The sequence below is a fragment of the Mesorhizobium sp. B2-4-1 genome (assembly GCF_006442185.1).
GTDB lineage: Bacteria > Pseudomonadota > Alphaproteobacteria > Rhizobiales > Rhizobiaceae > Mesorhizobium.
Genome location: NZ_VFVN01000007.1, coordinates 400,884 through 408,448, shown reverse-complemented (window position 1 = coordinate 408,448; position 7,565 = coordinate 400,884). Strand labels below are relative to the sequence as shown.

At 62.8% G+C, this 7,565-nt stretch carries 7 protein-coding genes; 3 read left to right on the top strand and 4 right to left on the bottom strand.

Features of this window, described 5'->3' with window-relative positions; all coding sequences use genetic code 11:
- Window positions 1–22: 22 nt before the first annotated feature.
- Entirely contained in the window at window positions 23–1,459 is a 1,437-nt protein-coding gene (locus tag FJ949_RS20335; RefSeq protein WP_181168616.1) for a glutamine synthetase family protein, read from the bottom strand.
- A 140-nt stretch (window positions 1,460–1,599) separates the two neighbouring features.
- On the opposite strand from FJ949_RS20335, the gene FJ949_RS20330 reads away from it, so the two are divergent.
- A complete protein-coding gene (locus tag FJ949_RS20330; protein ID WP_140498531.1) occupies window positions 1,600–2,310 on the top strand; it encodes an HAD family hydrolase in 711 nt (236 codons plus the stop codon).
- Between the two features lie 15 nt (window positions 2,311–2,325).
- Here the strand turns inward: FJ949_RS20330 and FJ949_RS20325 are convergent, their stop codons facing one another.
- The 3 genes from FJ949_RS20325 to aceA form a co-directional block, all read right to left on the bottom strand.
- The gene (locus FJ949_RS20325; protein WP_140498530.1) at window positions 2,326–2,769 is read right to left on the bottom strand and encodes a response regulator; all 444 of its coding nucleotides are present in this window, start codon (window positions 2,767–2,769) and stop codon (window positions 2,326–2,328) included.
- A 239-nt stretch (window positions 2,770–3,008) separates the two neighbouring features.
- Window positions 3,009–3,251: a hypothetical protein gene (locus FJ949_RS20320; protein WP_140498529.1), complete on the bottom strand. Its 243-nt coding sequence runs from the start codon at window positions 3,249–3,251 to the stop codon at window positions 3,009–3,011.
- A gap of 52 nt (window positions 3,252–3,303) precedes the next feature.
- The gene (gene aceA / locus FJ949_RS20315) at window positions 3,304–4,593 is read right to left on the bottom strand and encodes an isocitrate lyase (protein ID WP_140498528.1); all 1,290 of its coding nucleotides are present in this window, start codon (window positions 4,591–4,593) and stop codon (window positions 3,304–3,306) included.
- Between the two features lie 235 nt (window positions 4,594–4,828).
- Here aceA and FJ949_RS20310 point away from each other — a divergent pair, with 235 nt between their 5' ends.
- Together FJ949_RS20310 and FJ949_RS20305 are read left to right on the top strand one after the other, a co-directional pair.
- A complete protein-coding gene (locus FJ949_RS20310) occupies window positions 4,829–6,274 on the top strand; it encodes an XRE family transcriptional regulator (protein WP_140498527.1) in 1,446 nt (481 codons plus the stop codon).
- Between the two features lie 139 nt (window positions 6,275–6,413).
- Window positions 6,414–7,367 (top strand): DMT family transporter, encoded by a 954-nt coding sequence (locus tag FJ949_RS20305; protein ID WP_140498526.1) that lies wholly within the window; start codon window positions 6,414–6,416, stop codon window positions 7,365–7,367.
- The last annotated feature ends 198 nt before the right edge of the window (window positions 7,368–7,565 follow it).

Sequence of the window (7,565 nt, the reverse complement as noted above, 5' to 3'; positions counted from 1 at the left end):
ACTCCCCTACTCCCCTACTCCCCTACACATTGAGCAACAAATACTCCCTCTCCCAAGGACTGATCACTTCCATGAACGTCTCGAATTCCGCCCGCTTGATCGCCGCATAGGTCGCGGCGAAGGACTTGCCCAAAAGCGCGCAGAGTTCCTCGTCGCCCTCGAACAGATCGACGGCTTCGAGCAGGCTGCGCGGCAGGTCGATCTCGTCGGCATTGGCGGTGGTCAGCACCGGAGGTTCGGCCTTGATCTTGTTGGTGATGCCGATCAGCCCGCAGGCGAGCGAAGCGGCCATTGCCAGATAGGGATTGGCGTCGGAGGAGGGGATGCGGTTTTCGACGCGGCGCGCCGCCGGATCCGAGCGCGGCACGCGGAATGCCGTTGTGCGATTATCGTAGCCCCATTTGTTGTTGACCGGAGCCGAGGCGGACTGCGTCAGCCGGCGGTAGGAATTGACGTAGGGCGCAAACATGACCAGCGCGTTCGGCACATGCTTCTGCATGCCCCCGATGAAATGGAAGAAGTCCTCGGTTTCCGAGCCGTCCTCGGCCGAGAAGATGTTCTTGCCCGTCTTCTTGTCGATGATCGACTGATGGATGTGCATGGCGGAGCCCGGCTGACCCTGGATCGGCTTGGCCATGAAGGTGGCGTAGATTTCGTGTTTCAGCGCCGCCTCGCGAATAGTGCGCTTGAACATGAACACCTGGTCGGCGAGTTCGACGGGATCGCCGTGGCGCAAATTGATCTCGAGCTGGCCGGCGCCCTCTTCATGGATGAGCGTGTCGATCTCCAGGCCCTGGCTTTCGGAAAAATGATAGATGTCGTCGATCAGCTCGTCGAACTCGTTGACGCCGGCGATCGAATAACCGGCGCCGCCGCCGATCGCCCGCCCCGAACGGCCGACGGGCGGCGTCAGCGGGTAATCCGGATCCGGGTTTTTGCGCACCAGATAGAATTCGATCTCGGGCGCCACCACCGGTTTCAGCCCGCGCCTGTCATAGGCGGCCAGAACACGCTTCAACACGTTGCGCGGCGTGAATTCCACCGAACGGCCGTCCTGGTGGACGAGGTCGCAGATGACGGCCGCCGTCGGGTCTTCCTCCCAAGGCACCACCGTCAGCGTCGACAGGTCCGGCATGAGCTTGAGGTCGCCGTCGTCCTCCGGATAATGGAAGCCGTTGCCGTCTTCGGGATAGCCGCCTGAGATGGTGGTCATGAATACGGCTGAAGGCAGCGCCAGCGAGGTGTTGGAGGTGAATTTCTTTGACGGCATCATCTTGCCGCGGGCAACGCCGGCCTGGTCAGGCGTAATGCATTCGATGTCTTCGATGCCGCGCCATTGCAGCCATTCGCTGACTTCCTTCCAGTTCTTCACACCACGCAGGTTTTTCACGAAGGCAGGCGTGCGGGCGCGCCCTCCGCGGCTCGACGGACGGACTTCCTTTTTTGCAGGCGGCATCATTCACCAGATTGGGTTGCGGATTTAGGAGTATAGCTGTGCCCGGCGACCGAAGGGAAGGGGAGCAGCCGGCATTGGCCGTTGCGGTTGAAAATCGCGGCTGCGAGACTAGGTTCAGCCTCGTTCACATATGAGATGCGTCGATGCAGAAGACCGGCGAACTGACCACCATAGGCTTCGATGCCGACGATACGCTGTGGCAGAACGAACAGTTCTTCCGCATGACCGAGAAGCGCTTTGCCGCCATGCTTGCCGATCACGGCGAAGAGGAACATATCTCGGCACGGCTGCTGGAGGCGGAGAGACGCAATCTTGCCGTCTACGGTTTCGGCATCAAGGGCTTCACGCTGTCGATGATCGAGACGGCGATCGAGGTCACGCAAGCCCGCGTCCCGGCTTCGGTCATATCGGAGATCCTCGGCGCCGGCCGCGAGATGCTGAGCCACCCGATCGAGGTCTTGCCGCATGCGCGCGAGACGGTGGAACGGCTCGCCGGCGCCTATCGCCTCGTGCTGATCACCAAGGGTGATTTGTTCGACCAGGAACGCAAGCTGGCCGGGTCCGGCCTCGGCGATCTGTTCGACGCGATCGAGATCGTCAGCGACAAGAACGCGGCTACTTATGCGCGCGTTTTCAGTCGCCATGGCGACGGCCCGGCCAGGAGCATGATGGTCGGCAATTCGCTGAAGTCCGATGTGGTGCCGGCCATCGAGGCCGGCGGCTGGGGCGTTCATGTGCCGCATGAATTGACCTGGGTGCTTGAACATGTCGAAGCGCCCATTGCCGAACCGCGCTTCCGGCAGATCTCCGATCTCGGACAACTGCCCGAACTGATCGAAAGCCTCGCCGGATAGGCTTGCTTGCCGCCTTCAGCGGTTGACCAGCCGATCAATCACCGGCTGCAAGCGCTCGGGCGTAATCGGTTTGGCCACCACCGCGTCGACGACGTTTGAAAGGCCAAGGCTCTCCGGCGTGCCGTTCTTGGTTGAAAGCAGTACCACGGGCGGGAGCGATTTACCCGAAGCCCGCCGCAACATCTCGATGCCGGGCATCAGAGTGTCGCAGTCCCTGTTATCGGCGCCGCCGTCCAGGACAATCACGGCCAGGACCAGCAAGCGCAAGGTCTTCGCCGCCATGTCGGGTGATTCCGAGATCGGCTTGAGCCCGGACCGCTCGACGATCTTGGAAATCACCACCCGATTGATCGGCGACTTGCCGACAACGAGCACCTGCGAGGTCTGACGGATCGTCTCCGTGGCTGAATCCCGGCTCACCAGATTCGGATGTCTCGCGCTTTCGTCGTCACGCTTCACTGGGCACCCAAGTCAGCCAAGAAACTCGTCCCATTTCAATGCAGAGTTGAAATCAGGCGACAATTGGCGTGAGATCGCGGTCCCTGTCAAGCCGAAATAAAAAGCTGGGGAAAGCATTCCCGCAGCAGTCAATTCAAGCAACAGTACTGTACTGCTCTGTCCATTCCTTGGTTGCATGAAAATAAAATTCACCTGCGCATACACTGCGCAGGTGAGAGGCGGGCCTGCGCGATCTTCGATCAGCCATGGCTTTGCTGCGTGACGATGACCGGGATCAACAGGTCCCCCCAATTGCCGTCGCCGCCATGGTGTCGTGCCGAGCGCACCAGCTCGACCGAGACGCCGGCTTCCACCGCCTTCATCACCGACTGGTTGAGCCGGTGCAGATCGTTGGCCAGCATGCGGATCGTCGCTTGCTGGTCGATGCTCATCGTGGTCGACTGCTCTTCGGCCCGTTCCTTGACGCGGCTTATCGATGCCATTGGTCTTCTCCTTGCTGTATGCCCTTGGGCGTTTGCCGAGATCCCTGGTTTGCTATTCCGCAGCCGGTTTGAACTGGGCGTGCTCGGTCGATTCATGCATGGCCGTGGTCGATGACCGTCCGCCGGTGATCGCCATCGACACGGCATCGAAATAGCCGGTGCCGACCTCGCGTTGGTGCTTGGTCGCGGTGTAGCCGTTGGCCTCCGCCGCGAACTCGGCTTCCTGCAACTCCGAATAGGCTGCCATCTGCCGCTCCTTGTAGCCGCGGGCGAGTTCGAACATGCCGTAATTGAGCTGGTGGAAACCGGCCAGCGTGATGAACTGGAACTTGTAGCCCATGGCGCCGAGCTCTTTCTGGAACCTGGCGATCGTGGCGTCGTCGAGGTTCTTCTTCCAGTTGAACGAAGGCGAGCAATTATAGGCCAGCAGCTTGCCGGGGTGATGCCTGTGCACGCCCTCGGCAAATCTCCTCGCCTGCGCCAGGTCGGGCTTCGAGGTTTCGCACCAGATCAGGTCGGCGTGGGGAGCGTAGGCGACGGCGCGCGCGATGCAGGGCTCGATACCGTTCCTCACCTGGTAGAAGCCTTCCACCGTGCGGCCGGCGTCGTAGTCGACGAAGGGCTGGTCGCGCTCGTCGATGTCGGAGGTGAGCAGCTTTGCCGCTTCCGCGTCCGTGCGCGCCACGACCAGGGTGGGCGTGCCCATCACGTCGGCTGCCAGGCGTGCGGCATTGAGGTTGCGGATGTGGGCCGCGGTAGGGATCAGCACCTTGCCGCCGAGATGGCCGCACTTCTTTTCCGACGCCAATTGATCCTCGTAATGGACGCCGGCGGCACCTGCCTCGATGAACGCCTTCATGATCTCGAAAGCGTTGAGCGGCCCACCGAAGCCGGCTTCGGCATCGGCGACAACAGGTGCGAACCAGGTATCGACCGAAAGCCCCTTGCCTTCGGAGGTCTCGATCTGGTCGGCGCGCTGCAAGGTGCGGTTGATGCGCTTGACGAGTTCGGGCGCCGCATTGGCCGGGTAGAGCGACTGGTCCGGATACATGGCCGAGGCGGTGTTGGCGTCGGCGGCGACCTGCCAGCCAGACAGGTAGATCGCCTTCAGCCCGGCGCGCACCTGCTGCATGGCCTGGTTGCCGGACATGGCGCCGAGCGCGTTGACGAAGTCCTCCTCGTGGATGAGCTTCCACAGCCGGTTGGCGCCCATTTCCGCCAGGCTCTGGCGGATCTGCACCGAGCCGCGCAGTCGCGTCACATCCTCCGGCGAATAGGGGCGTTCGATGCCATCGAAGCGGCCCTCGGGGGCCGAGGGGACGAGGTTGTAAAAATCAGTCATGCTCTACTCCGGAGGATTGTTTCTTTGCGGCTCCACGGCATTCCTCGCCGCGTTCGAATGTGACTGAATTTACAGTGCGAGGCGAAAAGAACCATGGAAATCGAAGAATCAGGCCATCAATAAGGGAAAATCTGTATTGTGTTTGACAGATGGGCGAGGTAAATTTGTAATTGTTGTAAAAAATCGCATGGAAGCGTAGCAGCGACGGCAATGTAAATTCCTGTTAAGGAGCCCTATGGCCGACCAGAAGATATTTGCCGGGCCGCGTATCCGCCGCATCCGCAACGCCAAGGGCCTGACCCAGACGGCAATGGCCGAAGGCCTCGGCATCTCGCCATCCTATCTCAACCTGATCGAGCGCAACCAGCGGCCGCTGACGGTGCAGTTGATCCTGAAGCTGGCGTCCGTCTACAAGGTCGATCCGCATGAGCTGCAGGGCGAAGCGGGCGGCTCTGTCGCGGCCTTGAGGGAAGTGTTTGCCGATCCGCTGCTGGCTGGCGAATTGCCGGGAGACCAGGAACTGATCGAGCTTGCCGAAGCCGCGCCCAATGCCTCCGCGGCCGTGATAAAACTGTTCCGTGCCTATCGCGAACAGGCCGAGCGCCTGTCCGATCTCAACGAGCTTCTTGCGCGCGAGGGGCGGGTGACGGCGCTTTCCAGCGCCCGCCTGCCGATCGACGAGGTGCATGAGATTTTCGAGCGTCGGCCGAACCATTTTGCGCATATCGAGGAAGAGGCGGAAGCGTTCACTTCGGTGCTCGATCCCGGCGATGATTTGTCTGCTGCGCTGAAGGGCTGGCTGAAGCGCGAATACGGCATCGTCGTCAAGGTGCTGCCGGTCGCCACCATGCCGAACTGGCGCCGCCGTTACGATCGCCATTCGCAGCGCCTGTTCCTGTCCGAGCGCCTGTCGCCGTTCGACCAGTTACGCGAAATGGCGATGGAGGCATGCCTGATCCGCATGACCGTCGCGATAGCCGGCGAGATCCAGGCGTTGAAACTGTCCACAGATGAGGCCCGCCGCCTCGCCCGGTTCGAACTCGGGCGCTACGCGGCGCATGCGCTGATGATGCCTTACCAGGCTTTCCACGCGGCGGCCGTTCGTGCCCGCTACGATATCGACGTGCTGCGCTCGCGCTTCGGCGTTTCCTTCGAGCAGGCGGCCAACCGGCTGACCACGCTGCAGCGGCAAGGCGCCTCGGCCGTGCCGTTCTTCATGCTGGAGATCGACAATGCCGGCAATCGCTTCCGCAAAGCCGGCAGCCTGGGCTTTCCGCAAAGCCGCTTCGGTGGCGCTTGTCCCAAGCTTCCCGTGCACGTCGCCTTCAGCCAGCCCGGCCAGATTTTTGTCGAAGCGGTGGAAATGCCCGACGGCGCCGAGTTCCTCTGCATCGCCCGCACGCTGGAGGGGCCGCAAGGCGCGTTCTCCGAGCGGCCGCGCCGCACCGCACTGCTGCTGGGGTGCGACATCGGCTTTCGCGACGACATCGTCTATGGTGCGGCACTTCCCGGCCCGACGGCCGGAAAAGGCGGAGCTGGCGCGGTAGCGGCGACGCCGGTCGGGCCCGCCTGCCGGCTTTGCGAGCGCGTCGGCTGCCTGACGCGCGCCGAGCCGCCGGTGACGCGCCCGCTTGGCCTCGACGAGATGGTGACAGGCCTGAGCGCCTTCGATTTCCAGTGACGCTTCGCAAGGCGGACTTGCCACAATCGCCGGCGGTCTCTGGATCACGCCGGGCCCGCGCCTTTGCGTTACGCGAATGAGGTACGTTTTTGTCGTCCCTTGCGCATTGTGCCGTTCTCAAACATCGACAGTCGTACCCATGACCGACACAGCATCATCGCCGATCGCTCGTTCATCGACCGTCCCGCAGCGGGAGGAGCGCATCGGCTTCCTGCTCGTATTCCTGTCGGCATTGATGTGGAGTTTCGGTGGCACGATCGCCCGCTTCATCACCGCCGGCGACAGCTGGACGGTGGTGTTCTGGCGTTCCGTGTGGGCGGCGGCCTTCCTGCTCTGCTTCATGGTCTGGCGTGACGGCTGGCGCGGCATGCTGAGGTCGTTTCGCGGCATGGGCCTGCCTGGCCTTGCCGTGGGCTTCTGCTTCGCCACCGCGTCGACCTCTTTTGTCGTGGCGCTTGCCTACACCACCGTCGCCAACATCCTGTTGATGCAGGCCGGCGTGCCGCTGCTTGCGGCGCTGTTTGCCTGGGCGCTCTTTCGCGAAAGAGTGGCGGTCGCGACCTGGCTGGCGATTGCCGCCGTCATCGCCGGTGTCGCCATCATGGTGTCGGAATCGCTGGATGGCGCCGTTTCGCCCATGGGCGACGGGCTGGCGCTGCTGATCGCCGTCATGTTCTCGATCGCCACGGTCATCACCCGGCGCTTCTCCAGCGTGCGCATGACGCCGGCGACCTGCCTCGGCACGATCCTGGCGGCAGGCTTTGCCGCCTCGCAGGCTTCGGCCTTCGCCGTATCGGGCATCGACATGGGTTTTCTCTTCGTGTTCGGGGTGGTCAATCTGGGCCTTGGCCTCGCCTTCTTCGCCACCGGCGCGCGGCTGATCCCGGCCGCCGTTGCCGCGCTGCTAGGCACCTTTGAGCCGATCCTCGGGCCGATATGGGTGTGGCTGATCCACTCCGAGGTCCCGTCGGGCCGCACCATCGTCGGCGGCGCGGTGGTGGTCACGGCGCTGCTCGTCCATATCGGACTGGAGTTCAAGCGACAGACGCGGCCGGTACGGGCAGGGGTCACCGGCGTGCCGTCGCCGAATTGATGCGGCGCCCTAGCTTTGCCATTGACAAGTTCGCTGCCGCGCGGGCAGGCTGGGACCACGGCAACAACAAGACAGGCTTATCTTGCCAAGTCTCCCCGGCGACCCGATCGAGACCGGATCACATCCCAGTATTTCTGCCTGCGCGGCGGCGAAAGCTTCTGACGATGCGGCGACTCCTTCCAGCCCAGGACAGTGGCG

Coding starts and splice junctions, on each gene's coding strand:
- FJ949_RS20335 (WP_181168616.1), bottom strand. CDS start 1,459: ATGATGCCGCCTGCAAAAAAGGAAGTCCGTCCGTCGAGCCGCGGAGGG.
- FJ949_RS20330 (WP_140498531.1), top strand. CDS start 1,600: ATGCAGAAGACCGGCGAACTGACCACCATAGGCTTCGATGCCGACGAT.
- FJ949_RS20320 (WP_140498529.1), bottom strand. CDS start 3,251: ATGGCATCGATAAGCCGCGTCAAGGAACGGGCCGAAGAGCAGTCGACC.
- aceA (WP_140498528.1), bottom strand. CDS start 4,593: ATGACTGATTTTTACAACCTCGTCCCCTCGGCCCCCGAGGGCCGCTTC.
- FJ949_RS20310 (WP_140498527.1), top strand. CDS start 4,829: ATGGCCGACCAGAAGATATTTGCCGGGCCGCGTATCCGCCGCATCCGC.
- FJ949_RS20305 (WP_140498526.1), top strand. CDS start 6,414: ATGACCGACACAGCATCATCGCCGATCGCTCGTTCATCGACCGTCCCG.